The 24,938-nt window shown below is 38.7% G+C and carries 22 protein-coding genes and 1 tRNA gene; 13 read left to right on the top strand and 10 right to left on the bottom strand.

From position 1 onward, the window contains the following. Window positions 1-34 precede the first annotated feature (34 nt). From I8T81_RS14750 to I8T81_RS14740, 3 genes are all read left to right on the top strand, one after another. Window positions 35-1,486, top strand: a complete 1,452-nt coding sequence (locus I8T81_RS14750; RefSeq protein WP_198071551.1) for an NAD-dependent succinate-semialdehyde dehydrogenase — start codon at window positions 35-37, stop codon at window positions 1,484-1,486. A 47-nt stretch (window positions 1,487-1,533) separates the two neighbouring features. Further along, entirely contained in the window at window positions 1,534-2,490 is a 957-nt protein-coding gene (cntB, locus tag I8T81_RS14745) for a carnitine monooxygenase, reductase subunit CntB (RefSeq protein ID WP_198071550.1), read from the top strand. Between the two features lie 157 nt (window positions 2,491-2,647). Continuing rightward, window positions 2,648-2,724, top strand: a tRNA-Met gene (locus I8T81_RS14740). Window positions 2,725-2,767: 43 nt separating this feature from the next. Here the strand turns inward: I8T81_RS14740 and I8T81_RS14735 are convergent. The 5 genes from I8T81_RS14735 to I8T81_RS14715 all read right to left on the bottom strand — a co-directional run bounded on the left by I8T81_RS14735 (window position 2,768) and on the right by I8T81_RS14715 (window position 8,322). Next, a complete protein-coding gene (locus I8T81_RS14735) occupies window positions 2,768-3,796 on the bottom strand; it encodes a hypothetical protein (RefSeq protein ID WP_198071549.1) in 1,029 nt (342 codons plus the stop codon). Then, window positions 3,789-5,414, bottom strand: a complete 1,626-nt coding sequence (locus I8T81_RS14730) for an NAD+ synthase (protein WP_049065950.1) — start codon at window positions 5,412-5,414, stop codon at window positions 3,789-3,791. Before I8T81_RS14730 ends, I8T81_RS14735 begins: the two co-directional genes overlap by 8 nt. 386 nt (window positions 5,415-5,800) lie before the next feature. Further along, the gene (locus tag I8T81_RS14725; RefSeq protein ID WP_198071548.1) at window positions 5,801-6,361 is read right to left on the bottom strand and encodes a hypothetical protein; all 561 of its coding nucleotides are present in this window, start codon (window positions 6,359-6,361) and stop codon (window positions 5,801-5,803) included. A 260-nt stretch (window positions 6,362-6,621) separates the two neighbouring features. Continuing rightward, complete coding sequence (gene hemJ, locus I8T81_RS14720; RefSeq protein ID WP_004703336.1) at window positions 6,622-7,074, bottom strand: protoporphyrinogen oxidase HemJ; 453 nt, start codon at window positions 7,072-7,074, stop codon at window positions 6,622-6,624. Window positions 7,075-7,092: 18 nt separating this feature from the next. Then, window positions 7,093-8,322: a beta-ketoacyl synthase N-terminal-like domain-containing protein gene (locus I8T81_RS14715; RefSeq protein WP_004703335.1), complete on the bottom strand. Its 1,230-nt coding sequence runs from the start codon at window positions 8,320-8,322 to the stop codon at window positions 7,093-7,095. 295 nt (window positions 8,323-8,617) lie between these two features. On the opposite strand from I8T81_RS14715, the gene I8T81_RS14710 reads away from it, so the two are divergent. From I8T81_RS14710 to rimI, 8 genes are all read left to right on the top strand, one after another. Then, a complete protein-coding gene (locus tag I8T81_RS14710) occupies window positions 8,618-9,934 on the top strand; it encodes an EcsC family protein (protein ID WP_004703334.1) in 1,317 nt (438 codons plus the stop codon). A gap of 200 nt (window positions 9,935-10,134) precedes the next feature. Continuing rightward, window positions 10,135-10,509, top strand: a complete 375-nt coding sequence (gene rpsL / locus I8T81_RS14705) for a 30S ribosomal protein S12 (RefSeq protein ID WP_002050319.1) — start codon at window positions 10,135-10,137, stop codon at window positions 10,507-10,509. Between the two features lie 159 nt (window positions 10,510-10,668). Continuing rightward, window positions 10,669-11,139 carry a 30S ribosomal protein S7 gene (gene rpsG / locus I8T81_RS14700; protein WP_001138055.1) on the top strand — a complete coding sequence of 157 codons (471 nt, stop codon included), beginning with the start codon at window positions 10,669-10,671 and terminating at the stop codon, window positions 11,137-11,139. Window positions 11,140-11,316: 177 nt separating this feature from the next. Continuing rightward, window positions 11,317-13,455, top strand: a complete 2,139-nt coding sequence (gene fusA / locus I8T81_RS14695; protein WP_039255563.1) for an elongation factor G — start codon at window positions 11,317-11,319, stop codon at window positions 13,453-13,455. Window positions 13,456-13,549: 94 nt separating this feature from the next. Next, window positions 13,550-14,740: an elongation factor Tu gene (gene tuf, locus I8T81_RS14690; RefSeq protein ID WP_002157016.1), complete on the top strand. Its 1,191-nt coding sequence runs from the start codon at window positions 13,550-13,552 to the stop codon at window positions 14,738-14,740. A gap of 202 nt (window positions 14,741-14,942) precedes the next feature. Then, complete coding sequence (locus I8T81_RS14685; RefSeq protein WP_004703331.1) at window positions 14,943-15,824, top strand: metal-dependent hydrolase; 882 nt, start codon at window positions 14,943-14,945, stop codon at window positions 15,822-15,824. Window positions 15,825-16,062: 238 nt separating this feature from the next. Then, on the top strand, window positions 16,063-16,938 hold the full coding sequence (locus I8T81_RS14680; protein ID WP_198071547.1) for a metal-dependent hydrolase: 876 nt from the start codon (window positions 16,063-16,065) through the stop codon (window positions 16,936-16,938). A gap of 108 nt (window positions 16,939-17,046) precedes the next feature. After that, the gene (rimI, locus tag I8T81_RS14675; protein WP_198071546.1) at window positions 17,047-17,502 is read left to right on the top strand and encodes a ribosomal protein S18-alanine N-acetyltransferase; all 456 of its coding nucleotides are present in this window, start codon (window positions 17,047-17,049) and stop codon (window positions 17,500-17,502) included. 38 nt (window positions 17,503-17,540) lie between these two features. Here the strand turns inward: rimI and I8T81_RS14670 are convergent, their stop codons facing one another. From I8T81_RS14670 to trxB, 3 genes are all read right to left on the bottom strand, one after another. Continuing rightward, window positions 17,541-18,356: an arginyltransferase gene (locus tag I8T81_RS14670; protein ID WP_198071545.1), complete on the bottom strand. Its 816-nt coding sequence runs from the start codon at window positions 18,354-18,356 to the stop codon at window positions 17,541-17,543. An 18-nt stretch (window positions 18,357-18,374) separates the two neighbouring features. Next, complete coding sequence (gene aat, locus I8T81_RS14665; protein ID WP_019456836.1) at window positions 18,375-19,106, bottom strand: leucyl/phenylalanyl-tRNA--protein transferase; 732 nt, start codon at window positions 19,104-19,106, stop codon at window positions 18,375-18,377. A 119-nt stretch (window positions 19,107-19,225) separates the two neighbouring features. Beyond that, entirely contained in the window at window positions 19,226-20,173 is a 948-nt protein-coding gene (gene trxB, locus I8T81_RS14660) for a thioredoxin-disulfide reductase (protein ID WP_191000613.1), read from the bottom strand. A gap of 269 nt (window positions 20,174-20,442) precedes the next feature. Here trxB and I8T81_RS14655 point away from each other — a divergent pair, with 269 nt between their 5' ends. Together I8T81_RS14655 and rhtC are read left to right on the top strand one after the other, a co-directional pair. Then, a complete protein-coding gene (locus tag I8T81_RS14655; RefSeq protein WP_198071544.1) occupies window positions 20,443-23,475 on the top strand; it encodes a DNA translocase FtsK in 3,033 nt (1,010 codons plus the stop codon). 150 nt (window positions 23,476-23,625) lie between these two features. Further along, window positions 23,626-24,246 carry a threonine export protein RhtC gene (rhtC, locus tag I8T81_RS14650; RefSeq protein ID WP_004703321.1) on the top strand — a complete coding sequence of 207 codons (621 nt, stop codon included), beginning with the start codon at window positions 23,626-23,628 and terminating at the stop codon, window positions 24,244-24,246. 48 nt (window positions 24,247-24,294) lie between these two features. Here the strand turns inward: rhtC and I8T81_RS14645 are convergent, their stop codons facing one another. Together I8T81_RS14645 and minE are read right to left on the bottom strand one after the other, a co-directional pair. Next, window positions 24,295-24,582: a PA4642 family protein gene (locus I8T81_RS14645; protein ID WP_004703320.1), complete on the bottom strand. Its 288-nt coding sequence runs from the start codon at window positions 24,580-24,582 to the stop codon at window positions 24,295-24,297. 83 nt (window positions 24,583-24,665) lie between these two features. Then, entirely contained in the window at window positions 24,666-24,938 is a 273-nt protein-coding gene (gene minE / locus I8T81_RS14640) for a cell division topological specificity factor MinE (protein ID WP_003653273.1), read from the bottom strand.

Here is a 24,938-nt window from a genome sequence, read left to right as displayed (position 1 = left end):
GACTTACACCTGATTCTTCAGTTAGGAAGATGATATGTCGAGTTTACAAAGCACTGAATTATTTCAGCAACAAGCCTATATTAACGGGCAATGGCTAGCTGCACAGTCAAATGCAACAGTTCCAGTGACTAACCCAGCTACAGGCGAAGAAATTGGCACAATTCCAAATATGGGAGTGGCTGAGGCTACACAAGCGGTTGAGGCTGCTTATACGGCTTTGCAAAGTTGGAAAGCTTTAACTGCTCAAAATCGTGCAGATATTTTATTGGCTTGGTACAAACTGGTTCTTGATCATACCGATGAACTTGCTTTGATTATGACCATTGAACAAGGCAAGCCTTTAGCAGAAGCAAAAGGTGAGGTGCGTTATGCTGCATCATTTATTCAATGGTTTGCTGAAGAAGGCAAGCGTATTTATGGCGATGTGATTCCAACCGTAAATAACCAACAGCGTTTTATTATTAGTAAAGAACCTGTAGGGGTCGTGGCTGCGATTACGCCTTGGAACTTCCCAATTGCCATGATTACCCGTAAAGCAGCTCCAGCTTTAGCAGCGGGTTGTACGGTCGTGATTAAGCCAGCAAATGAAACACCTTACTGTGCATTAGCGATTGCAAAGCTTGCAGAAAAAGCAGGTATACCAGCTGGTGTGATTAATGTTGTTACTGGTAAATCTCAAGAAATTGGCTCGGTATTTACTTCACATGAAAAAGTGAAGAAGTTGACTTTCACTGGTTCAACGCCAGTGGGCCGTTTACTCATGCAGCAGTGTTCAAGCACCATTAAAAAATTGGCGCTTGAGTTGGGTGGTAACGCGCCTCTGATTGTGTTTGATGATGCCGATTTGGATAAAGCTGTACAAGGTGCGATTTTTGCCAAGTTTCGTAATGCAGGCCAGACTTGTGTTTGTGCTAACCGCATTTATGTACACGATAATATTTATCAAGCTTTTGCCGAGAAGTTTGTACAAGAGGTACAAAAATTTAAGGTCGGTAACGGTCTGGAAGATGGCGTGCAAATTGGGCCATTAATTAATGAAAAAGCAGTGTTAAAAGCACAGCAGTTGATTGATGACGCAGTCAGTAAAGGTGCTAAAGTCGCTTGTGGCGGTAAACAGCATGCTTTAGGACAAACGTTTTATGAGCCATCAGTTTTAACCAATGTTGATCGTACAATGGAAATTGTACAAGAAGAAATTTTTGGCCCAGTCGCACCACTTATTCGTTTTACAGATGAAGCAGATGTCGTTGCTCAGGCCAATGACACCATTTTCGGTTTGGCAGCTTACGTTTACAGTGAAAATATTTCACGTTTATGGCGAGTGTCAGAACAGCTTGAATATGGAATGGTCGGTATGAATGCCACAGCAATTTCAAATGAAGTTGTACCATTCGGCGGTGTGAAGCAATCAGGTGTTGGGCGTGAAGGCTCAAAGTATGGTCTTGAAGAGTTCATGACCATTAAATACATGTGTTTAGGGCTTTAAGGATAAGCCCTAACAACAAGAATATGCGGTAAAAGAAGGATTCTAATATGGCTAGTCATTATGAAATGTTCCCGGCAGTTGTTACTCATGTGGAACAGCTTACCCCTTTAATCAAACGGTTTACGTTCAAACGTCAAGATGGGCAGAACTTTCCTCGATTTAGTGGGGGAAGCCATATTATTGTCAAAATGAATGAGCAACTTTCAAATGCTTACTCATTGATGAGCTGTACACAAGACCTATCGACTTACCAAGTCTGCGTTCGTAAAGATGCGGAAGGTAAGGGGGGATCGGTTTTCATGCATGATCAATGTAATGAAGGCTGTGAAATTCAGATTTCAGAACCAAAAAATTTATTTCCATTAGCTGAAACAGGCAATAAACATATTTTAATTGCAGGTGGTATTGGCATTACGCCATTCTTGCCACAAATGGATGAGCTTGCAGCACGTGGTGCTGAATTTGAGCTACATTATGCTTATCGCTCACCTGAACATGCGGCTTTGTTAGATGAGTTAAAGCAGAAACATGCTGAGCATGTGTTTAGTCATGTTGATTCAGAAGGTTCCGCATTAAATTTAGATCAACTCATTTCATCGCAACCAAAAGGCACGCATGTCTATGTATGTGGTCCTAAATCCATGATTGATGCAGTGATTGATTGTTGTAATAAACACCGTTATCGCGATGAATATATCCACTGGGAACAATTTGCCTCAACAGTTCCTGAAGATGGTGAAGCTTTTACGGTAGTACTTGCTAAGTCTAATCAAGAAATTGAAGTACAAAGTAACCAGACTATTTTACAAGCTATCGAAACATTAAATATCGATGTGGAATGTTTATGCCGAGAAGGCGTTTGCGGTACGTGTGAAACTGCTATTTTAGAAGGTGAGGCAGAGCATTTCGATCAATACTTAAGTGATGCAGAAAAGGCTTCACAAAAGAGCATGATGATTTGTGTATCGCGAGCTAAAGGTAAAAAGCTCGTATTAGATCTCTAATATATTTCTCTGCCCGATCAATTGCTTAAAGTCTTAATTTACTAAAAAATGAATAAATAATGATGATCTGAATCTTATTTGTTCATTTGGTGGGCATAAAGAGTTTTGAGGTATTGACCTGCTATACAGAACTATAGATAATGCGCACACAGTTTACGGCTATGTAGCTCAGTTGGTTAGAGCACCGCACTCATAATGCGGGGGTCACAAGTTCAAGTCTCGTCATAGCCACCATTTTAAAAACCACGCTCCTGCGTGGTTTCTTTTTATCTATTTTTTACTCATTAAAATGTTTTTCAATCATATCGAGTGTTTTTGAGCTTTGATAAAAAGGAGCTAAGAGCGCTTGAAGCAACGGTTCCAAAATACCGTGCTCATTAAAGGCATCCATAACCTTCGGATAAAAACGTAAAGCTTCAGTTTGTAAGTCAGTTTCTGTTAAACCAATCTCACTTAACACTTCAAATAGACTTTGATCTTTATAAAAATCATAAAAAACTTCGACGCCATACAAAATAAGATCTTGCATAAATTGTGACTGACGTAATTCTTTCCAGTATTCATAAATTAAAACAAAGAACTCTTCCACATCGAGAGGAGTGAGCTGTTTCATAAACTCATACATTTTTTTATGTCTAATATCTTCCCAAACATGACGTATTAAGCTCTCTAAGTCTTCAGTCGATAAAAGGCTTAATTCAGTAAGCTGTTCATGAATAAAACTCGCAATCCACGTTTCAAGTTTATGCTCAAGACGTTGTTGCTGTAGAAAAGAGAATTTTTTAAGTTTGTGTTGCCATTCAAAATGGTAGTCATTTACTGTCGAGGCAGTTAAAAATTTTGGTAATTTTTGTTCTAAGGTTGAGGTCGCAATATATTGGCAAAGCTGTTGAACAGAAGGGCTAGTTCTTAAAAACTCATTCAAATATTGAGGAATATGCTCCATTTCCAAAAACTTGGAAAGCCACATTTCAAACTGGTGATCGGATACCAAGTCTTGTAGTTGAATTGGAGATTTCATAGCAGATAAATAAATACGCTGTGCAATTTCCCCAATAAACTCAAGTAAGCCAGCGCCAAGCTGCATCTCAAAAGCATAACGTTTCACAACGGCTTGTAATTGTTCTAAATCTACAACTTCATGAAGCTTGATTTCATCAGCATGTTGCATAAACAGTTGAATGAACTGCTGGAAATAAATAGGTGAGTTTTCTATCGATAATTGTTTTTTGAAAAATTCCACCTGCTCAAGCAAAAGTGCTTGAGCAAGTGCTGTGGTTTTTGATGAGTTTTTCTGCTCAGTCATTCGCTGTCCAACCGTTGACAATCGGATAACGTCGTTCGCGACTAAATGCACGAGAAGTAATTCTCGGGCCAATCGCACCTTGACGACGTTTGTATTCATTACGATCAACTAAACGGATGACTTTTTCAACAACTTCTTTATCAAAACCTTTGGCAATAATGTCTGCCTGACCTAAATCTTCTTCAATGTATGCATATAGGATAGCATCCAATACATCATAAGCTGGTAGAGAGTCTTGGTCTTTTTGATCTGGACGAAGTTCTGCAGAAGGTGGGCGGGTAATCACACGCTCAGGAATAACTGGGGTTTCACTTAAGCTATTACGGTATTTTGCTAGTTCAAACACAATAGTTTTGTAAACGTCTTTTAGAACAGCAAAGCCACCCACCATGTCGCCGTAGAGTGTGCAGTAGCCAACTGAAAGTTCAGATTTATTACCTGTAGACAGGACTAAATTACCAAATTTGTTAGATAAGCCCATAAGCAATGTGCCACGAGCGCGCGCTTGTAAATTTTCTTCAGTTGCATCGGCTGGTGAGTTACCAAAGAATGGATATAGCGTTTGCATGAAGCTATTTACGATTGAGTGGATTTCGGCAATACCGAAAGTCACACCCATACGGCGAGCTTGCTCGGCTGCATCTTCTACACTAATTTGAGACGTGTAAGTATATGGCATCATGACAGCTTGTACTTTTTCTGCACCAATTGCATCAACAGCAATTGCAAGTGTAAGGGCAGAGTCAATACCACCAGAAAGACCTAAGATCACACCAGGGAAACCTGAACGCTCTACATAGTCACGTGTTGCCATAACTAAGCTTTGATAGATTTCTGCAAAAGTTTCCAATGCCGGAGCAGACTCAGTGACTTTATATAATTTGGTATCACGGTCAAATTCAGCAATATAAAGATCTTCTTTAAAGCTTGGTGCTTGTAAAGCAATTTCACCATTTTGATTGCTGACAAAACTTGAACCATCAAAAATTAAATCATCTTGCCCACCAACTTGGTTGACATAAACAATATTTAAGTGAAGTTGTTTTGCAAGCTCGCTTAATGTTTGTTTGCGATGCTGTGGTTTACCTACTTCATATGGAGATGCATTAAGTACAAGTACAGTATCAACATTTAATTGGCTTAATTGTTTAACTGTATTGATTGACCAAATATCTTCGCAAATGAGGACACCAAACTTATGACCAAGGTATTCAAATACCAAATGTTGATGACCTTTTTCGAAATAGCGCTTTTCATCAAAAACGCTATAGTTTGGCAAGTTATGTTTATTGAAAACACCTAAAACCTGACCATCTTTCATGACAGCAGCTGAATTATAACGTTGGCCATCTTCAGTCTGGTTCACGAAGCCGAAAACCATCACAATATCTTTAACTTCGCTAAGTTGAGCAAAAGCCTTTTGCATACGTTTGTTTAAATTTGGACGTAACAATAAGTCTTCAGCTGGATAACCAATCACAGAAAGCTCAGGAAAAATAATCAGGTCAGCGTCTTGTTTTTTCGCCTGATTTGCTTGCTCAATCATCTTTTGGGTGTTTGAGTCAATATTGCCAATATGCGGAGAAAACTGAGCAAGGGCAACTTTAAAACTTTTCATTCAAACCTAATCCTAGATCATAACGAATATAAATACACATAGTGTTGATTTTTATGAATATAATTTTTCAACGATGTGTATGATACGATAATAAACAAGTAAAATAGTAAACAAAAATGTCAAGATCAATAATATATACCAATCACATATTTTCTGCGTAAAAATAACGAGATTTTCTGTATACAATAGAAACAAGCTTCATTATTTTTATTGTTTGTATACTGCCTTAACACTCCAAAATTTGGAATAAGTTTTTATACTTATTTTCAATAATTTGACAGTAATGAACTCAAATCTCAACTTTATTTTCATATTTTTTTGTTTATAAAATTTGCGTTGAGTAAGTTAGTAAAAATGTTACGTTGAAGTCAAACTCAATTATTTGCTTACAAATCCAGTTGAGGTAAACAAATAATATTGGGTAGCTTACCTGAGCAGATATCTCTCGCAATCTCTCCTTGTTGTTCAATATTGTAAGAGCTAAATGCTTTTTGCGGGTGATAGGTGTATTTGTAAGGATTGTAATATTTAAAGCTGAGGTAATAGGCAGATTGTAAAAATGCGCCTTTTAGTAATACATGAATACCTCGCTGATATTGCATAACATGGGTGAGTTCATGAATAAAAATACCTTGTATGAACTTAGACTCTAAAGCGTAATTGGTACTATAGTCAGAAAAATTTACATAGATATTTCCATTTGGAGCCATCAAAATTCCATGAGCTTGCCAAGGTAAGTAACGAGTAGCAATAATTTTAGGACGTTCACAATCCAGCAGATCTCCAAAAACCCTTTGCGCTAAAGCTTTTTCTTCAGGTGTAAGAAATCGAATTGGATAGCTTTTTAAGTGACGAAGAATAAAAAGAGTAAAAATAATAAATTGTCGATCTAAGGCGAATTTAAAAGCGCTGAGAGTGAACATAGTTTTGCTATTAAATAAGTTCATCTATTTGTTTAGCAGCATAACATACATCAACTATGTTGAAAGACAGACACAATGAACGATATTTATTTCTTACTTGATGATTTGAGTACCTTATTTGACAAAATGTCCACTTTGAATTTTATCAAAGGCTTGTAAAATCTCATTCTAATTATTGATTATAAAGGCGCCGTGACCATTAATAAGCTTAATTGAAAATAGGTTAACTGACTGAAATGAATTAAAAATTTAAATGAAAAGTCTTAGACAATAAAAAACCCCAGTTAAAACTGAGGTTTTACGACAACTAGAATCACAACCGCAAATAAAATTAAGGTTGGCATTTCATTGAAGAAACGCCAGAACTTATGGGATTTATAGTGAGCATTTCCGATAAGCTTTTTGCGATAGTAACCACACACTAAATGGTAAACTACTAATAAAGCCACTAGTCCAACTTTTAAGTAAAACCATGTGGCTTCATGGTAGTGTCGAGTTGCATCACCCCACTCAACGAGAAAGTGTGCAGTAATTAATGTGGCAATCATAGAAGGCCACATAATTCCTCGATACAACTTACGTTCCATTACTTCAAAGCGTTGATGACTTGCAGCATCTTCACTCATAGCATGATAAACATATAAACGTGGTAAGTAGAACAAAGCAGCGAACCAACAAACCACAGCAATAATATGTAATGCTTTTACCCACAAAAAAGCATCAGAAGGTGCATCCATCGTTAATCCTAGGTGGGATTATGCATCCCACTTCTTGAAAATTAGGCAAGCGTTTACACCGCCAAAGCCAAAACTGTTACTCATTACAGTATTCAATTTTGCATCACGTTTTTCAAGTACGATATCAAAAGGTTTTGCGCCTTCATCAAGTTCAGTTACGTTGATGTTTGGTGCAATAAAGTCATTTTGCATCATAAGAACAGAGTAGATTGCTTCTTGAACGCCAGCTGCTCCTAAGCTATGACCAGTCATAGATTTAGTTGAGCTTAACGGTGGTACTTTACCTTCACCAAAAGCACGTTCCATTGCTTTAAGTTCAGTAACATCACCTGCTGGGGTAGAAGTACCATGTGTATTTACATAGTCAATTGTTTCTACGCCATGCTGTTTAGCTTCTTCAAGTGCCATTAAAATACAGCGTGTAGCGCCTTCACCACTTGGAGCAACCATATCTGCACCATCACTGTTTGCTGCATAACCGACAACTTCAGCTAAAATGTTCGCACCACGTGCTTGTGCATGCTCAAGCGATTCAAGCACTACGAAACCACCACCGCCAGCAATTACGAAACCGTCACGGTCTGCTGAATAAGGGCGAGATGCTGTTTCAGGAGTATCGTTATATTTTGAGCAAAGTGCGCCCATTGCATCAAACAATAAACTTTGAGACCAATGATCTTCTTCACCACCACCAGCAAGCATAAGATCTTGTTTGCCAAGTTGAATAAGGTTATATGCATAACCAATTGCATCTGCAGAAGTTGCGCAAGCACTTGTAATAGTATGAGCAATACCTTGTAGTTTAAATGCAACACCTACGTTTGCCGTAATGGTATTTGACATATTACGTGGTACAAAGAAAGGACCTACTTTACGTGCACCTTTAGTTTCTAATAACTCAGTCATTTCAACAACAGATGCAGTTGAACCACCACCTGAACCACCTGCAATACCATAACGTGGGTTGCCGCCAATTTGTTCAGGTGTGAGTCCTGCATGTTCAACCGCAGCTACAGCAGCGTTGTAAGCATACATCGCACAAACGCCCATAAAGCGTTTTAATTTACGGTCGATATGATCAAAATCTTGTTCTGCAGCAGCGCTGACATGGCTTTTAAAATTAAGTTCAGCGTAAGTTGGGTTAAAACGTGTCCCCGAGATTCCATTTTGAAGTGAGTGAGTAACTGCTTCTAAAGAGTTACCGATACATGAGTTAATACCCATACCAGTGATTACGACACGTTTCATCTACAGGTCCCTTTATGGTGATATTTAAAGTCTATGAACATCAGCAGCTATTAAATGATAGGAGAAGATAGCTGGAAGAACATTAGACATATGTTTTCGTTGTTACCATGATAGCAGAAAGGTTTTTTATTTCTTATGGCAAATCTTTATGTCAATTTTGCATTTAAAAAAATAACCAAATACATAGTATGTTTCATTTAGGGTTAACTAAAATACACACATTCAAGTTGAGATAAATCTACATTCCACCTAGTATTTATCTCTAATTAGATAAATTAAAAAATCGAGGTACTGGATGACAAAATTTAATAATAATCAATCTGACAATTTGTTTTCTCAGGTCTTCGGAGTGGCTAAAAAGCTCAGTTCTACTGGGTTAAACATCTTGCAGCAAAGCCAAATAGGTGAGGTCAGTAAGTTGGTCGAGCCACTTGCGAGTGGCAAAACAGTAGAAGGTAATGCTAGAAACAAAAGCCCGTTTGAAGTGGAACAATATGAAAGTCCACAACAAATGTTACGTGAACATTTACCTAAAGTTACTCGCCAAGTTTTTGGTCGTCATTTCAGAAAGGTCAATGGTATTGCTACATTTATTTCACCTGACTGGAATGAGAAAATATCAAGCTATTTATTTGATGCGCTGAATGACTTTAGTTCGAAAAGTACACTTACTGAAAAAATCTTAGAAGAGGCAGGTGCAAAAGACCTATTTGAGTTAACTAAGGATACTTCACGCTCTCAACGTTTAAGTCAGGCGCTGATTGAACAAAATAAATTGATTGCAACAATACAAGGTGCGATTACTGGTGTATCTGGTATGGCGGGAGCGGCCGTAGATATTCCTGTATCTTTAGTTTTGGTTTTAAGAACAATTTATCAAACTGGAAGATCACATGGTTTTGATTTAAATGATGGAAGTGATCAAGATGTTGTTGAGTTTATTTTTAAAGAAGTCGATATCAGTTTGATTGCTGAAAAGCAGACGGTACTTTTGGCATTAAAAGCGTTACGTAATATGTTAGAGACACAAGATGTTCAACAGTTTCAGCAATTACTGGGGTCTTCAAATGATATTGAAACCTTGAAAAAATGGTTAGTTGATGAAAATGGCGAGTTTAAATGGAACTGGTTAAATAAAGTTCCGCAACTTGCTTCTGTTGGTAAATTTACTCCTGCAGTAGGGGCAGTGCTCAGTGCTGTTTACAGTTGGAAGTTACAAGAAGATGTAGGCCACAAGGCGCAAGCTATTTTTGGTGCTGCACGACACTATTTAAATGAACATCCGAATGAGCATTTATCACCACTTCAAGCTTATTATGCTGCTGTGACTCTTATTCAAAAGGCAAGTCCTCGTCTTTTGAACGTTGGAGAAAACGGCAGTATTCACGCGGCACAACATCATAAAATAGAAAATCATGATGTAATTTCAAAAGTGGCAGTTGTGGTTAAATCGAATACTTCTGAAAAAAGTGAAGAAAAAGTGCAAGAAAATGTTCATCAAGGTATTGAGCAGCTTGCAGAAAAACATGTGGTCGAGCACGAGCACAGTGAACAAAAACCAGCATTAGAAATTGAAAATGATGATGTTATAGAAGATCAAAAGTACTCTTAACAATACAATTACAAAGATAGGGTTTCAAAACGAAATTTCACCCCTATTTAATTTTGTAAGTCATCCTGTCAAACATTGATATGGTCAACATTTGGTAATTATTGCCGTGTTGACCATTTTTGCATCTTAGCTTACAATTATGTGCCCTTAAAAAGAGGTATTTTCTTTTTGAGGTTTTTTAATAACGGGAGAATTGCCATATGGCAACAACGAATCAGTTGATCCGTAAGGGTCGTACGACTTTGGTTGAAAAATCCAAAGTTCCTGCGTTGAAGGCTTGTCCACAACGTCGTGGTGTTTGTACACGTGTTTATACAACTACACCTAAAAAACCTAACTCAGCTATGCGTAAGGTTTGCCGTGTTCGCTTAACTTCAGGTTTTGAAGTATCTAGCTACATCGGTGGTGAAGGTCATAACTTACAAGAGCACAGTGTTGTTCTTATCCGTGGTGGTCGTGTTAAAGACTTACCAGGTGTACGTTACCATACCGTTCGTGGTTCTTTAGACTGTGCCGGCGTTAAAGATCGTAATCAATCACGTTCTAAATACGGTACTAAGCGTCCTAAGAAGTAATTCTAGGAAACTAGTCCAAAAGCCCTTTAGCGTTTCGCTTGTTTGAATTCTTCATAGATTTGTAATTCAAGCGACGTATAGTAAGGCCAGCGTCGTGTACATGACACTTGTACAAACTGCTGGATTATCCTGAAGTGTCATATTATTAGGTGTATTAAAATGCCAAGACGTCGCGTAGTCGCTGCTCGTGAGATCCTTCCAGATCCAAAATTTAGCAGCCAAACAATCGCTAAATTCATGAACCACGTAATGCAAGATGGTAAAAAATCTATTGCTGAAAGTATCGTTTACGGTGCTTTAGAACGCGTTCAAGAAAAAAACAAAGTAGACCCAGTTGAATTTTTCGAGACTACTCTTGAGAAAGTTCGTCCTATGGTCGAAGTAAAAGCACGCCGTGTTGGTGGTGCTACTTATCAAGTACCTATGGAAGTACGCCCATCCCGTCGTACTGCCTTAGCTATGCGTTGGTTAGTAGATGCTGCTGCTAAGCGTTCTGAAAAAACGATGGCTTTACGTCTTGCTGGTGAGTTGCTTGATGCAGCTGAAGGTAAAGGTGCAGCAATCAAAAAACGTGAAGATGTGCACCGTATGGCTGAAGCTAACAAAGCCTTCTCTCACTACCGTTTCTAAGCGGATAAAACAGGCCTTATTCAGGAGAATATTCATGCGTACAGCAGCTCGATTCAACATTGCTCTCTATCAAAGTGGGGGCTTTGCAGGTATTTAAGTTGCCTGTTTGGATATTCGCGCGCATCAATTTAATTGATGCGTCCTGTTTTAAATATAACATTTAGGAATGTAGACATCATGGCTCGCCAAACCCCAATTACTCGTTACCGTAACATCGGTATTTCTGCGCACATTGACGCAGGTAAAACAACTACAACTGAACGTATTTTGTTCTACACAGGTGTATCTCACAAAATTGGTGAAGTACACGACGGTGCAGCAACAATGGACTGGATGGAACAAGAACAAGAGCGTGGTATTACAATTACCTCTGCTGCTACGACTTGTTTCTGGTCTGGTATGGGTAACCAATTTGAACAACACCGTATCAACGTAATTGACACCCCGGGACACGTAGACTTCACAATCGAAGTTGAACGTTCTATGCGTGTTCTTGACGGTGCGTGCATGGTTTACTGTGCTGTAGGTGGTGTACAACCTCAGTCTGAAACTGTATGGCGTCAAGCGAACAAATATAAAGTGCCTCGTTTAGCATTCGTGAACAAGATGGACCGTACTGGTGCAAACTTCTTCCGTGCTGTTGAGCAAGTTAAAACTCGTTTAGGTGGTAATCCTGTTCCTATCGTTGTGCCAATTGGTGCTGAAGATACATTCCAGGGTGTTGTTGACCTTATCGAAATGAAAGCGATTATCTGGGATGAAGCATCTCAAGGTATGAAGTTTGAATATGCTGATATCCCAGCTGACCTAGTTGATACGTCTAACGAATGGCGTACAAAAATGGTTGAAGCTGCGGCTGAAGCTTCTGAAGAATTAATGGACAAGTACCTTGAAGAAGGTGATCTTTCTAAAGAAGAGATCATTGCAGGTTTACGTGCTCGTACATTAGCTTCTGAAATTCAAGTAATGCTTTGTGGTTCTGCGTTCAAGAACAAAGGTGTTCAACGTATGTTGGATGCTGTAATTGAATTCTTACCATCACCTACAGAAGTTAAAGCGATCGAAGGTATCCTTGACGACAAAGACGAAACTAAAGCGTCTCGTGAAGCATCTGACGAAGCTCCGTTCTCTGCGCTTGCGTTCAAAATCATGAACGACAAATTCGTAGGTAACTTAACATTCGTACGTGTTTACTCTGGTGTTCTTAAACAAGGTGATCCGGTTTATAACCCAGTTAAAGCTAAGCGTGAACGTATCGGTCGTATCGTGCAAATGCATGCGAACGAACGTCAAGATCTTGATGAAATCCGTGCAGGTGATATCGCAGCGTGTGTAGGTCTTAAAGACGTTACAACTGGTGATACATTGTGTGATGAGAAGAACATCATTACTCTTGAGCGTATGGAATTCCCAGAGCCAGTAATTTCATTGGCTGTTGAACCAAAAACTAAAGCAGACCAAGAAAAAATGTCTATCGCTTTAGGTCGTTTGGCTAAAGAAGATCCATCGTTCCGTGTTCGTACAGATGAAGAATCTGGTCAAACAATTATTGCTGGTATGGGTGAGCTTCACCTTGACATCATTGTTGACCGTATGAAGCGTGAATTCGGTGTTGAAGCTAACATTGGTAAACCAATGGTTGCTTACCGTGAAACGATCAAAAAGTCTGTTGAACAAGAAGGTAAATTCGTACGTCAAACTGGTGGTAAAGGTAAGTTTGGTCACGTATATGTACGTCTTGAACCGCTTGATGTTGATGAGTCTGGTAAAGAATACCAATTCGTTGAAGAAGTTGTTGGTGGTGTAGTACCTAAAGAATTCTTTGGCGCGGTTGACAAAGGTATTCAAGAACGTATGAAGAATGGTGTATTAGCTGGTTACCCTGTTGTTGGTATTAAAGCGACATTATTCGACGGTTCTTACCATGATGTCGACTCTGACGAATTATCGTTCAAAATGGCAGGTTCTTATGCCTTCCGTGATGGTTTCATGAAAGCGGATCCTATCCTTCTTGAACCTATCATGAAAGTTGAAGTAGAAACTCCAGAAGACTACATGGGCGATATCATGGGTGACTTAAACCGTCGTCGTGGTATGGTTCAAGGTATGGACGATCTTCCTGGTGGAACAAAAGCAATTAAAGCAGAAGTTCCTCTTGCTGAGATGTTTGGTTACGCGACTCAAATGCGTTCTATGTCTCAAGGTCGTGCGACTTACTCAATGGAATTTGCTAAGTATGCTGAAACTCCACGTAACGTGGCTGAAGGCATCATTGCTAAATTCCAAGCTGGCGGTAAAAAAGGTGACGACGAGTAATCTTTCGATTACTATAAGCCCTAACTAATTCTTAGTTGAAAACCAAGTGCTCATGGGGTGACCCTCCATGAGTAGTTAATAAAGGAAGATCATCATGGCTAAAGCCAAGTTTGAACGTAATAAGCCACACGTAAACGTGGGCACAATCGGTCACGTTGACCATGGTAAAACAACTTTAACTGCTGCGATTGCAACTATTTGTGCAAAAACTTACGGCGGTGAAGCGAAAGATTACTCACAAATCGACTCAGCACCTGAAGAAAAAGCACGTGGTATTACAATTAATACTTCACACGTAGAATACGATTCTCCAATTCGTCACTACGCACACGTTGACTGCCCGGGCCACGCCGATTACGTTAAAAACATGATCACTGGTGCTGCTCAGATGGACGGCGCGATCCTTGTATGTGCTGCGACTGACGGTCCAATGCCACAAACTCGTGAACACATCCTTCTTTCTCGTCAGGTTGGTGTACCTTACATCATCGTATTCTTAAACAAATGCGACCTTGTTGATGACGAAGAATTACTTGAATTAGTAGAAATGGAAGTTCGTGAACTTCTTTCTACTTATGACTTCCCAGGTGATGACACTCCAGTAATCCGTGGTTCAGCTCTTGCTGCTCTTAACGGTGAAGCAGGTCCTTACGGTGAAGAATCAGTTCTTGCTCTTGTAGCAGCTCTTGACTCTTACATCCCAGAACCAGAACGTGCTATCGACAAAGCATTCTTAATGCCAATCGAAGACGTATTCTCAATTTCTGGTCGTGGTACTGTAGTAACAGGCCGTGTAGAATCAGGTATTGTTAAAGTTGGTGAAGAAGTAGAGATCGTTGGTATTAAAGATACAGTTAAAACAACTGTAACTGGCGTAGAAATGTTCCGTAAACTTCTTGACGAAGGCCGTGCAGGCGAGAACTGTGGTGTATTACTTCGTGGTACTAAGCGTGAAGACGTACAACGTGGTCAAGTACTTGCTAAACCAGGTACAATCAAGCCGCACACTAAATTCGACGCAGAAGTATACGTACTTTCTAAAGAAGAAGGTGGTCGTCACACTCCATTCTTAAATGGTTACCGTCCACAGTTCTACTTCCGTACAACTGACGTAACTGGTGCAATCCAGTTGAAAGAAGGCGTTGAAATGGTTATGCCAGGTGACAACGTTGAAATGTCAGTAGAATTAATCCACCCAATCGCAATGGACCCAGGTCTACGTTTTGCGATCCGTGAAGGTGGTCGTACTGTAGGTGCTGGTGTTGTTGCGAAAGTAACTGCATAATCACTTTTCAGTGAAAAAAGCGCTCCTTTTGGAGCGCTTTTTTTATGCTTGTTGTTTGACAATTCAATTTAAAGCTGGCCTTAACTGATACTTCAATGTCCTTATTTGCACTTAAGCCTTTTTATTAAATTTGTATGATAAGAATCAAGAAAATGAACAATAAAGTTTATGTAACTTAGGTTACTGGTAAGGAGCTTTCGATATGAACGCTAAAGTGAATATTACGAATCGTGCAGGAGCGAGCTTTCCAGTACGTCGTATGAATTTTGACTTTAATGATGTACCAGAATATTGGATGAATGGTTCTGCTGGACTCACACATTTCATGACTGCATTATCAGCATTGTTTCCTGCTGGTGAGAAATTCTTCATCGATAGTGTACGTGCCGTACGTTATCATCCAGCTATTAAAGATGATGAACTGCTACAAAAAGAGATTAGTGCTTTCATTGGGCAAGAAGCAATGCATACTCAAGAGCATGTAAATTTTAATGCTTCTGCTCAAAAGTTTGGTCATGATGTAGAAACATTAGAGAAATTCACTGATACAGCGATTCAAACAGCCATTAAAACTTTTGTAAAAATTGTTAAACCTTTTGGCATGACAAAAGAAATGGTGGATTTGACTGCTACTACTGCACTTGAGCATTTTACAGCTACTATCGCTTCACAATTATTAGTTAATAAGAACATTCAAGAGCTGATGACTGATGAAACCATGTCAACTATGTGGTATTGGCATGCAGTTGAAGAAAATGAGCATAAAGCTGTAGCTTTTGATGTATACGAGGGTGTATTTGGTAAAGGTGTAAAGGCTTATGCTTTACGTACGAGCTCTTTAGTATTTGCTATGACTTTAATCTTTTTGATTCAGTCATCGTTTGTACTTCGTCTTTTAAAACAAGATAATAAATTAAACTTAGCTGAGCTGTCTGTAATTTATAAATATGGTTATAGCCCATCGAAAGGTATCATTACAGGTATGGCGAAAGAAATGCTTGCTTATTTTAAACCAGGTTTTCATCCTAACGATTTAGATACAGTTAGCTTGTTAAAAACATGGAAAGCTAAACTTGGACTTTAACCAAAAAATAAAGTGAAAAGGGCTTTGAATAGCCCTTTTTTGTTGCCTTAAAAGTGCGACTCATTTTTAAAATTATAGAGTTTTATTTTGATTCAGAAAGGGGCTTTTAATGACCTCATCTGATAATTCGCTGTCCTCATCTGCACTTAAATAGCATTTTTAAAAGCGTATTATTATAAATATTAAGAAAATAAATAAGGATATAAGTGAATTTTTGGTTCACTTAAAGGAGTCTAACATGAATGCTAAAGTAAATATTTCTAATCGTGCTGGAGCAAGCTTCCCTGTACGTCGTATGGACTTTGAATTTGATCAAGTTCCACGCTATTGGGCAAATTACGATGCAGGATTAACTCACTTTATGACAGCATTATCGGCTCTTTTTCCTGAAGGTGAACAATTCTTTGTAAATAGCACGCGTGCTGTTCGAAATGATCCAAAACTTGCTGACCCAGCTCTTCAAAAGGAAATTAGCGCTTTTATTGGTCAGGAAGCAATGCATTCGAAAGAGCACTTAGCATTTAATGCTTCAGCGCAGGCTTATGGTTATGATGTTCGTCATATGGAAAAGCAAACTGGAACAGTCATTAAGATGGGTACGGCTGTTGTAACCAAATTAATGAAACCTTTTGGCTACACCAAGGAAATGATTGATTTGACAGCAACCTGTGCTTTAGAACATTTTACTTCGACCATTGCAGCTGAGCTTCTACAAAATCCTGAAATTCAGGCTATGGTGCAAGACGAGACTATGTATCATTTGTGGATGTGGCATGCAGTTGAAGAAAATGAACATAAAGCAGTAGCTTTTGATGTTTATACAAGTATGTATGGGCAAGGTCCGAAAGCTTATTTTATGCGTTCAACTGCTTTAATTATTTCCATGGCTTTAATCTTCGCAACTCAATCATACTTTACTGCTAAGTTACTCAAGACTGATGAAAAGTTAACTTGGAAAGATACCAAATACATGCTTAAGTTTATGTATGGTCGTAAAGGTTTTATGACACGTCAAATTCCAGAATTGCTGGACTTTTTAAGACCAAAATTTCATCCAAATGATTCGGATACCACGGCTTTATTAGCAACTTGGCGTGAAAAGTTAGGCTTCTAATAAATCACATAGAAAAAGAGCAATTTAATTGCTCTTTTTTTTGCTCGTTTTTTCTATTTAAGTTTCTATAATACGTTTAACTAGAAATCTGTAAATGTGTTGAAATTCATGATTCGTACTATGCAAGCCTCCGATATTGATAGTGTTGCTCAAATTGAAAAGCTTGTTCAGACACACCCATGGTCAAGACAGCAATTTATTGAATCTTTGAATTCTTATCAATGCACAGTGATTGAGTTAAATAGCAAAGTAGTTGGATTTTGTATTTTACAACCCGTTTTAGATGAAGCAAATTTATTACTCATGGCAGTTGATCCTAAAATGCAAGGGCAGGGTTTAGGATATGAATTATTAAGTGCTTCAATTGATCAATTAAAAAATGAGCCAGTACAAATTTTTTTAGAAGTTCGTGAAAGTAATAAAGCAGCTATTGGTTTATATGAAAAAACAGGCTTTCACCAAATTGATCTGCGTCGCAATTATTATCCTACTCAAGAAGGTGGGCGTGAAAATGCGGTGATTATGGTAAAAACCTGTACTGATGATTTTGCATCATTATTTTAATCACTTATCTGTTTGCATTTGATAAGAATAGATTAAAACTATTTAATAATTAAGTTGTTCCATTCGGAAGGTAAGGTTGACATAAGAGACGTGCCTAACTGTTGGATCTCTTCTGGTGACAATGATCTATTTAAACGGCGCCATTGCCCATCTAGTAAAAGTTCTAAAGGTGTATATTGCGATTTGTAGTTCATTTTGGCAGAGTGAGGTACCCAATAGCCTAAATAAAGATATTCTAAGCCAAGTGATTTTACATATTCGATTTGATTCAAAATCGAATAAACACCTAAAGATCTACGGTGCTCATCTGGATCAAAGAATGTATAGACCGCTGATAAACCATCATCCATTAAATCACAAGTAGAAACACTGATCAGACGGTTATCTTTCCATAATTCCAAGAAGAAACTATCTGTGCAGCTATGAACTAGAAATTTTTCAAACTGATCTAAACTTGGCGGAAACATATCGCCATCGGCATGGCGCTCATTAATATAACGTTCATATAAATCATAATGAATTTGTGCAGCTTGCCGTGTTGGTAGAACAGTCATGGTAAGATCTTGATTCCGTTTCCATGCTTTTTTTTGCATGCTGTTCATTTGGAAATCGGCTACAGGAACTCGACAAGACAAACATTGTCTACATAAATGGCATTCAGGACGGTATACAAAGTCGCCACTACGACGAAAACCTAAACGAGAAAGTTCAGAAAGAGTCACCACATCAATTCGATGAATCGGGTCTAAAAAGACCATACGTGCTGATTTATTTTCTAAATAGCTGCAATCGTGAGGTGGAGTAATATAATACTGCAGATCATTTAAAAGGGACTTCGGGTGATATGATTTCATGATTGGTCCCTCCTGTTATCATTCCATTAATTTTGCATTTAATGCTATTGTTTTACTTGAAAATACACGTTCTTGATACTTTTTCCAATTGATAGAGGGGTGAATAATTACATCTTGTAACGATTTAAGATATTCCTGCCGAGAAAGTGTACAAGCCCCAAGACTAATTAAGTGACTATTTACTAGTTGGCAGTCGACCCAAGGAAGCTGATTTTCTTGACCGATTAACATTAAAGTATAAAAAGCCATTTTAGAAACATCGGTTTGGGTACTAAACATAGACTCGCCAAAACAACCTTTCCCGATCGTTACCCCATATAAACCACCTACCAACTGTTCATCTTGCCAGACTTCTATGCTATAGCCATAACCTGCATTAAACATTGCTAAATAGCCCTGAATAATATCTTCGCTAATCCAAGTTTCATTAGCATAACTTCGAGGTAGTGAACATGAGCGTATGACCTGTTCAAAAGCACGGTTTACCGTAATGGTGTAATCATACTTTTTCATATTCCGAATGAGCGATTTACTTGGTTTATAGTTTTGAGGATAAATCACACAGCGTGGTTCCGGACTCCACCAACAAATAGGCTCATCTTCATTAAACCATGGAAACAAACCATGGGTGTAAGCTTCATATAAAGTAGAAGGGGAGAGGTCTGCTCCGATACAAATTAAACCATGACCATCTGGATCAGCTTCCTCTGGATCTGGAAAAATATATTGAGATAGAGGTAGTTTGTTCATAAGTCTAAAATAATGTGCGTTTAAAGGTTATGCTATAAAAATTAATATGAGGCAGCCAGTAATTATTATAAATGATAAAAAAACAGCCGTTATAAAACGGCTGTTTGTAATATCTAAACTTAAAGATTGTCTAGATATTTCTCTGCATCTAGTGCTGCCATACAGCCTGAACCAGCTGATGTAATCGCTTGACGATAAATGCTATCAGCTACATCACCTGCAGCGAAAACACCTGCTACAGAAGTTGCTGTTGCATTACCTGAAGTACCACTTTGTACTTGGATGTAGCCATCACGTAAGTTTAATTGACCATCAAACATTCCTGTATTTGGTTTGTGGCCAATTGCTACGAATAGACCATGAACTTCTACATCTTGCTTAGAGTCATCTTTGGTTGATTTAAGGCGAACACTTGTTACGCCAGTATTATCACCCAAGACTTCTTCAACTTCATGATTCCAAACGATGCTGATTTTGCCTTCTTTTTCTTTAGCAAATAAATGATCTTGTAAAATCTTCTCAGAGCGTAAAGAATCACGACGGTGTACTAGAGTTACATGTGAAGCAATATTTGATAGATAAAGTGCTTCTTCAACAGCAGTGTTACCACCACCAACAACCATTACTTTTTGGTTTTTATAGAAGAAACCGTCACATGTTGCACAAGCACTCACGCCTTGGCCCATAAATTTTTGTTCAGACTCTAAACCAAGGTATTGAGCTGTTGCACCTGTCGCAATAATTAATGCATCACAAGTGTACTCTTCCATATCACCTTTAAGAACGAAAGGACGTACATTTAAGTCCACTTCATTAATATGGTCATAGACAAGTTCGGTACCGAAGCGTTCAGCATGCGCTTGCATACGTTCCATTAAAGCAGGACCAGTCAAACCTTCAGGATCGCCCGGCCAGTTATCAACTTCGGTTGTTGTTGTAAGTTGGCCACCAAGCTGTAAACCAGCAATAAGTGTTGGTTTGAGATTTGCACGAGCTGCATACACAGCCGCACTATAACCTGCAGGGCCTGAACCGAGAATAATTAACCGAGAATGACGAGCACTCATTGAGGGTATCCTTATTTATTTCGAGAATTTTGAAAATTATACGTGAAATTGCCGACCAATAGCGTGAAATCGATGTGGATAATATTGATCAGGTCAATCGAATTAAGTTATATAACAATATAGAAGAGCCTTATGTTAACAACAACTGTAAAGAATCATGCACCTTTTTTGTAAGAACAGGTGCATAATATAAAGTTCATTCGTTGAAGATCTGAAATGTTGGTCTTCACATCTCTAAACCAATAATTAAATGGGTTACAGGACAGTATATGACTGCGGTGTCAAGTGTTTATGCACAGCGCTTATTGATGACATTATTCTTGGTCTCTTTTGGTATTTATATGTTTCTGGCGACAGTAACGTATACGCCATTTGATCCGGGCTGGATGCATATTTCAAGTGATACTCAGCAAGTATCTAATGCAAGTGGTATTGCTGGTGCATGGATTGCAGATTTGCTGTTCGGCTTTTTAGGCTGGGCAAGTTTGCTTATTCCAATTTTCTTGTTTGTTGAAGCCATTCAAGTCTGGTGGCCGCATAGTTTTCTAAACCGCCCATTTCGTTATGCTGCTCAATTCTTCTTAATTCTTGTTGTGTCGAGTTTACTCTATTTACACTGGAATGTACCTGCAGATACTTTAGATAATGCCGCAGGTGGGATTATTGGTTATGAATTGGGGCAGAGCTTATCTCAAGTGCTAACAATTTATGGTGCCACATTCTTTTTATTGGTTTTTGGGGTGGTTTTGTTCACTTTGGCATTTGGGGTGCAGTGGAGCAAAACTTGGGTTACGCTCAAAGCGATGCCAAGTTATTTACAAGACTTATTCTATAAGAACGTATCGCCAAATGAATCTGCTTATGATTTAACTACACAGCCAGCAAATAAAACAGCAAAGGTAAAAGTTGCAGAGATGCCTAAGGCCGAAGTTGCTGATGAGGTAGAGTTAAATATTCAACCAGAAAAAACACAAACAAAAGTTAGCTCTACACGACACGATGAAGTGGCAGAGCGTTTATTTGCCGATGTTTTAGCAAAAGAGCAAAGTCAGCCTGAAGCTGTGGAAGAAAAGCAAACTCCTCAACCAGAAAACTTTGAACATACACTTGAACAAGCTCATCAGCTTAAAAAAGATAGTGAGCGTCTGGTTGCTACCGGTGAAGTTTGGCGCGCTTTGCAACGTGATGATGCAAGTCATAAGCAAGAAATTGACGCCTTATTAAGAGCAGCTGATGATTCAAATGAACATCCAAGTCATGAGCAGTTCCAAGAGGTAGCTTATCAGGCTAAACAAACTCAGCCTCAAGTCTCGAATACTCATCAAAGTTTAGATTGGAATGATGATGAGATTTTTGATGAATTGCTTGCCGCAGTTCCAAATAGTAAAACTGCTACTGATGTACATACGCCGTTCATTCAAGACCATCATGTTGAACCAGTTGTAACGCCGCAAACATCTCATGCATCAGTTGAAACATCTGTAGCTCCATCGAATTTAAATCAGTCACCTAAAAATTTATCAAATGAACAGGTGTTTGATGATTTTGATGACTTGTTAATCGATGAAGATATTGCTCCAGTAACTCAACCGGTCAAAGCAAGTAGTTATGCTCAATCTTCAGCATTTGTACAAGCACCAATTCAAACTGCGATTGGTACAGAGAAGCTTTCAAAAGAAGAGTTTATTGAAGCTTGGCAAGAAACTGCTGGAAAGCCTGAGGACGATTTTGAAGATGAGTTCGATTTTGATGCGCCATTAACTGATGCATCTGGTCGACCAATGTCTCGTGCAATGCAGGTAGCCAAGAAGCGTTTAGATTTACCAACATTACCGGGCTTTGAACTCCTTGATAAGGTTGACCCAAATAAGAAAGTTAACTTTACCGAAGAGCAGCTTTCACGTTTGTCTGAATTGTTAGAGATTAAATTACAAGAGTTTAATGTTAAGGCTCAGGTGGTTGAAGCTCAGCCAGGGCCAGTTGTTACGCGCTTTGAATTAGACTTAGCACCGGGTGTAAAAGCGTCTAAAGTGACTAATATTTCCCGCGATTTGGCACGTTCAATGTCTATGGCTTCTGTACGTGTTGTAGAGGTTATTCCGGGTAAACCGTATATTGGTATTGAAGTACCTAATAGTGCCCGTGAAATGGTACGTTTGATCGAGTTATTGGAAACGCCAACATATCGAGATCCAAGCGCACTGATTAGCATGGCAATGGGGAAAGATATTTCGGGTAATCCGGTATTAACCGATTTAGCAAAAGCACCGCATATGTTGGTTGCGGGTACCACAGGTTCTGGTAAATCTGTTGCAGTTAACTCGATGATTTTATCGATGTTACTTAAGTATACGCCAGACCAATTACGTTTAATTTTAATTGACCCGAAACAGCTTGAACTTGCAAACTATAATGATATTCCGCATTTATTAACGCCTGTAGTGACTGACATGAAAGATGCAGTCAGTGCATTAAACTGGTGTGTAAATGAAATGGAACGCCGTTATAAGCTTATGTCATTCCTTAAAATTCGTAAGTTAAGTGACTACAACCGAAAAGTTGAAGAAGCAATTGCAAATGGGGAAGACTTAATTGATCCAACATGGAAGCCAAGTGACTCAGCGACACAAGAGCGTGCACCTCGTTTAACGCCGTTACCATCAATTGTAATTGTGGCAGATGAGTTTGCCGACATGATCATGCAAGTAGGTAAGAAAGCTGAAGAAATGATTACGCGTTTGGCGCAAAAATCTCGTGCTGCCGGTATTCACCTTTTGCTTGCAACTCAGCGTCCATCGGTAGATGTTATTACGGGTTTGATTAAAGCCAATATCCCAACGCGTGTAGCTTTACGTGTAAATAGTAAAATTGACTCACGTACTATTTTGGATGCAGGTGGTGCAGAAGACTTGTTAGGTCATGGTGATATGCTGTTCTTAGGGCCAGGTAAGATTGAGCCAGAACGTGTACATGGCGCATTTATTAGTGATGATGAAGTGAACCGTATCTGTGATGCATGGCGTGAACGCGGTGAACCTGACTACGTAGATGAGATCTTGACGCCATTTGATGAAGAACCTACATCTCGTGGCTTTGAAGAGGGTGATGGTGCTTCAGACCGTGATGCACTTTATGATCAATGCGTATCGTTTGTCCTAGAAACTCGAAAGGCATCTACATCTTCATTACAGCGTAAGTTTAGCTTAGGTTATAACCGTGCTGCCCGTATTATCGACCAAATGGAAGAGAACGGTATTGTGAGTGCTATGGGTGCCAATGGTAAGCGAGATATTTTAGTTTAATATCTTTACTATAAAAAAAGCCTCTTCGGAGGCTTTTTTTATAGTCCAAAATAATAGCCCTGAACTGAAAGTTTGAGATTTTATCAAATAGTAAAAAATGCTAATGTGTGCTTCTAAATAAAAAACAATGAAACAAATCAGGAGGACAACATGCTAGTCGCGTTAATTACGTTAGCTTTTATTCATTTTTGTGCGCTTATTACTCCAGGGCCTGATTTCTTTCTAGTATCGCAGACCGCGGTAAGCCGATCTCGTAAAGAAGCAATGCTGGTTGTAGCAGGAATAACAGCAGGCGTTATGTTTTGGGCATCTTTAGCACTGATGGGCTTAAATATTATTTTCGAGAAAATGGCTTGGTTAAAGCAAGGTTTGCTTATAGCTGGTGGCTTATACCTATGTTGGTTAGGCTATCAAATGTTACGTTCGGCATTTTCAAAAAATCAGCAGGAAGAGGTTACGGAGGTTGAGTTACCTAAAGCACCTTACTTATTTTTTATGAAAGGATTGCTGACCAATTTATCGAATCCGAAAGCTGTGATTTATTTCGGTAGTGTGTTCTCTTTATTTTTAGCTAACCCTCAGCTTGATCAAGTTCATTGGTTGCTTTTTATTATTGTGTCGGTTGAAACGATTTTATGGTTCTGCTTTGTGACATTTATTTTCTCGTTACCAAGTTTCAGAGTGGCTTACCGTAATTTTTCAAAATGGATTGATGGGATTTCAGGTGGTATTTTCACTGTATTTGGTATTTTCCTCATTGGAAACCGGTAAATCCAGACAATAAAAAAGCCTCTTAAAGAGGCTTTTTTATGTTTAAGCTTAAGCAAATTTTGCTAAAACTTCTAAAAACGGCGCTGATTGACGCGGAAATTTAGCAATCACGTCATGGATGCGTTCACCTTCAGGATCTGTTGCATTGATATCTCGTCCATCTGCAACAAATTTAGTCAAAAGACGTTCATAGTCATTTGGACGCATATGTTTGAAAGCATGGTAGAGCACATGAAAATCTGCGTTCACACCATTTGGAGGAAGTTGGTTGAGGTAGGCAAAAACACGCTCATCGGACCATTCTTCATTGAAAGTTGCTGGCTGTGATAATGCCATGACAATCTCCTCATTTTAAAAAAGGCAAAATAACTTGCGTTATTTTGCCTTGATTCTGATGTGTTGAATAGTCAGAAATAGAATTATCGTTCTTCAGGTAAATTGATATTCATTTCTAACATTTCGATATTTGCTTCAGAACGAACTTGCATTTGGATATGCTGTTCGCCTACACCGCTGACATAACGACTCACCACCTGCATGATTTCTTTCTTCATTTGGTCAATCTTGTCTTGGCTTAAGCGACGGCCTAAACCTTGTTCTGATGCAACAATAACTTTTAAACGATCTTTAGCAGTTTGAGCACTTGATGGCTTTTCGTCACTGCTAAATAATTTACTCCAGAATCCTGCCAT

This window comes from Acinetobacter seifertii, from assembly GCF_016064815.1.
Taxonomy (GTDB): Bacteria; Pseudomonadota; Gammaproteobacteria; order Pseudomonadales; family Moraxellaceae; genus Acinetobacter; species Acinetobacter seifertii.
The sequence above is the reverse complement of the archived record's forward strand: the minus strand, read 5'-3'. Positions and strand labels throughout refer to the sequence as shown.

Bases quoted from the DNA above. Each gene is read 5' to 3' on its own strand.
- I8T81_RS14750 (WP_198071551.1), top strand. From the start codon at position 35: ATGTCGAGTTTACAAAGCACTGAATTATTTCAGCAACAAGCCTATATT.
- cntB (WP_198071550.1), top strand. From the start codon at position 1,534: ATGGCTAGTCATTATGAAATGTTCCCGGCAGTTGTTACTCATGTGGAA.
- I8T81_RS14735 (WP_198071549.1), bottom strand. From the start codon at position 3,796: ATGACTGAGCAGAAAAACTCATCAAAAACCACAGCACTTGCTCAAGCA.
- I8T81_RS14730 (WP_049065950.1), bottom strand. From the start codon at position 5,414: ATGAAAAGTTTTAAAGTTGCCCTTGCTCAGTTTTCTCCGCATATTGGC.
- I8T81_RS14725 (WP_198071548.1), bottom strand. From the start codon at position 6,361: ATGAACTTATTTAATAGCAAAACTATGTTCACTCTCAGCGCTTTTAAA.
- hemJ (WP_004703336.1), bottom strand. From the start codon at position 7,074: ATGGATGCACCTTCTGATGCTTTTTTGTGGGTAAAAGCATTACATATT.
- I8T81_RS14715 (WP_004703335.1), bottom strand. From the start codon at position 8,322: ATGAAACGTGTCGTAATCACTGGTATGGGTATTAACTCATGTATCGGT.
- I8T81_RS14710 (WP_004703334.1), top strand. From the start codon at position 8,618: ATGACAAAATTTAATAATAATCAATCTGACAATTTGTTTTCTCAGGTC.
- rpsL (WP_002050319.1), top strand. From the start codon at position 10,135: ATGGCAACAACGAATCAGTTGATCCGTAAGGGTCGTACGACTTTGGTT.
- rpsG (WP_001138055.1), top strand. From the start codon at position 10,669: ATGCCAAGACGTCGCGTAGTCGCTGCTCGTGAGATCCTTCCAGATCCA.
- fusA (WP_039255563.1), top strand. From the start codon at position 11,317: ATGGCTCGCCAAACCCCAATTACTCGTTACCGTAACATCGGTATTTCT.
- tuf (WP_002157016.1), top strand. From the start codon at position 13,550: ATGGCTAAAGCCAAGTTTGAACGTAATAAGCCACACGTAAACGTGGGC.
- I8T81_RS14685 (WP_004703331.1), top strand. From the start codon at position 14,943: ATGAACGCTAAAGTGAATATTACGAATCGTGCAGGAGCGAGCTTTCCA.
- I8T81_RS14680 (WP_198071547.1), top strand. From the start codon at position 16,063: ATGAATGCTAAAGTAAATATTTCTAATCGTGCTGGAGCAAGCTTCCCT.
- rimI (WP_198071546.1), top strand. From the start codon at position 17,047: ATGATTCGTACTATGCAAGCCTCCGATATTGATAGTGTTGCTCAAATT.
- I8T81_RS14670 (WP_198071545.1), bottom strand. From the start codon at position 18,356: ATGAAATCATATCACCCGAAGTCCCTTTTAAATGATCTGCAGTATTAT.
- aat (WP_019456836.1), bottom strand. From the start codon at position 19,106: ATGAACAAACTACCTCTATCTCAATATATTTTTCCAGATCCAGAGGAA.
- trxB (WP_191000613.1), bottom strand. From the start codon at position 20,173: ATGAGTGCTCGTCATTCTCGGTTAATTATTCTCGGTTCAGGCCCTGCA.
- I8T81_RS14655 (WP_198071544.1), top strand. From the start codon at position 20,443: ATGACTGCGGTGTCAAGTGTTTATGCACAGCGCTTATTGATGACATTA.
- rhtC (WP_004703321.1), top strand. From the start codon at position 23,626: ATGCTAGTCGCGTTAATTACGTTAGCTTTTATTCATTTTTGTGCGCTT.
- I8T81_RS14645 (WP_004703320.1), bottom strand. From the start codon at position 24,582: ATGGCATTATCACAGCCAGCAACTTTCAATGAAGAATGGTCCGATGAG.
- minE (WP_003653273.1), bottom strand. From the start codon at position 24,938: ATGGCAGGATTCTGGAGTAAATTATTTAGCAGTGACGAAAAGCCATCA.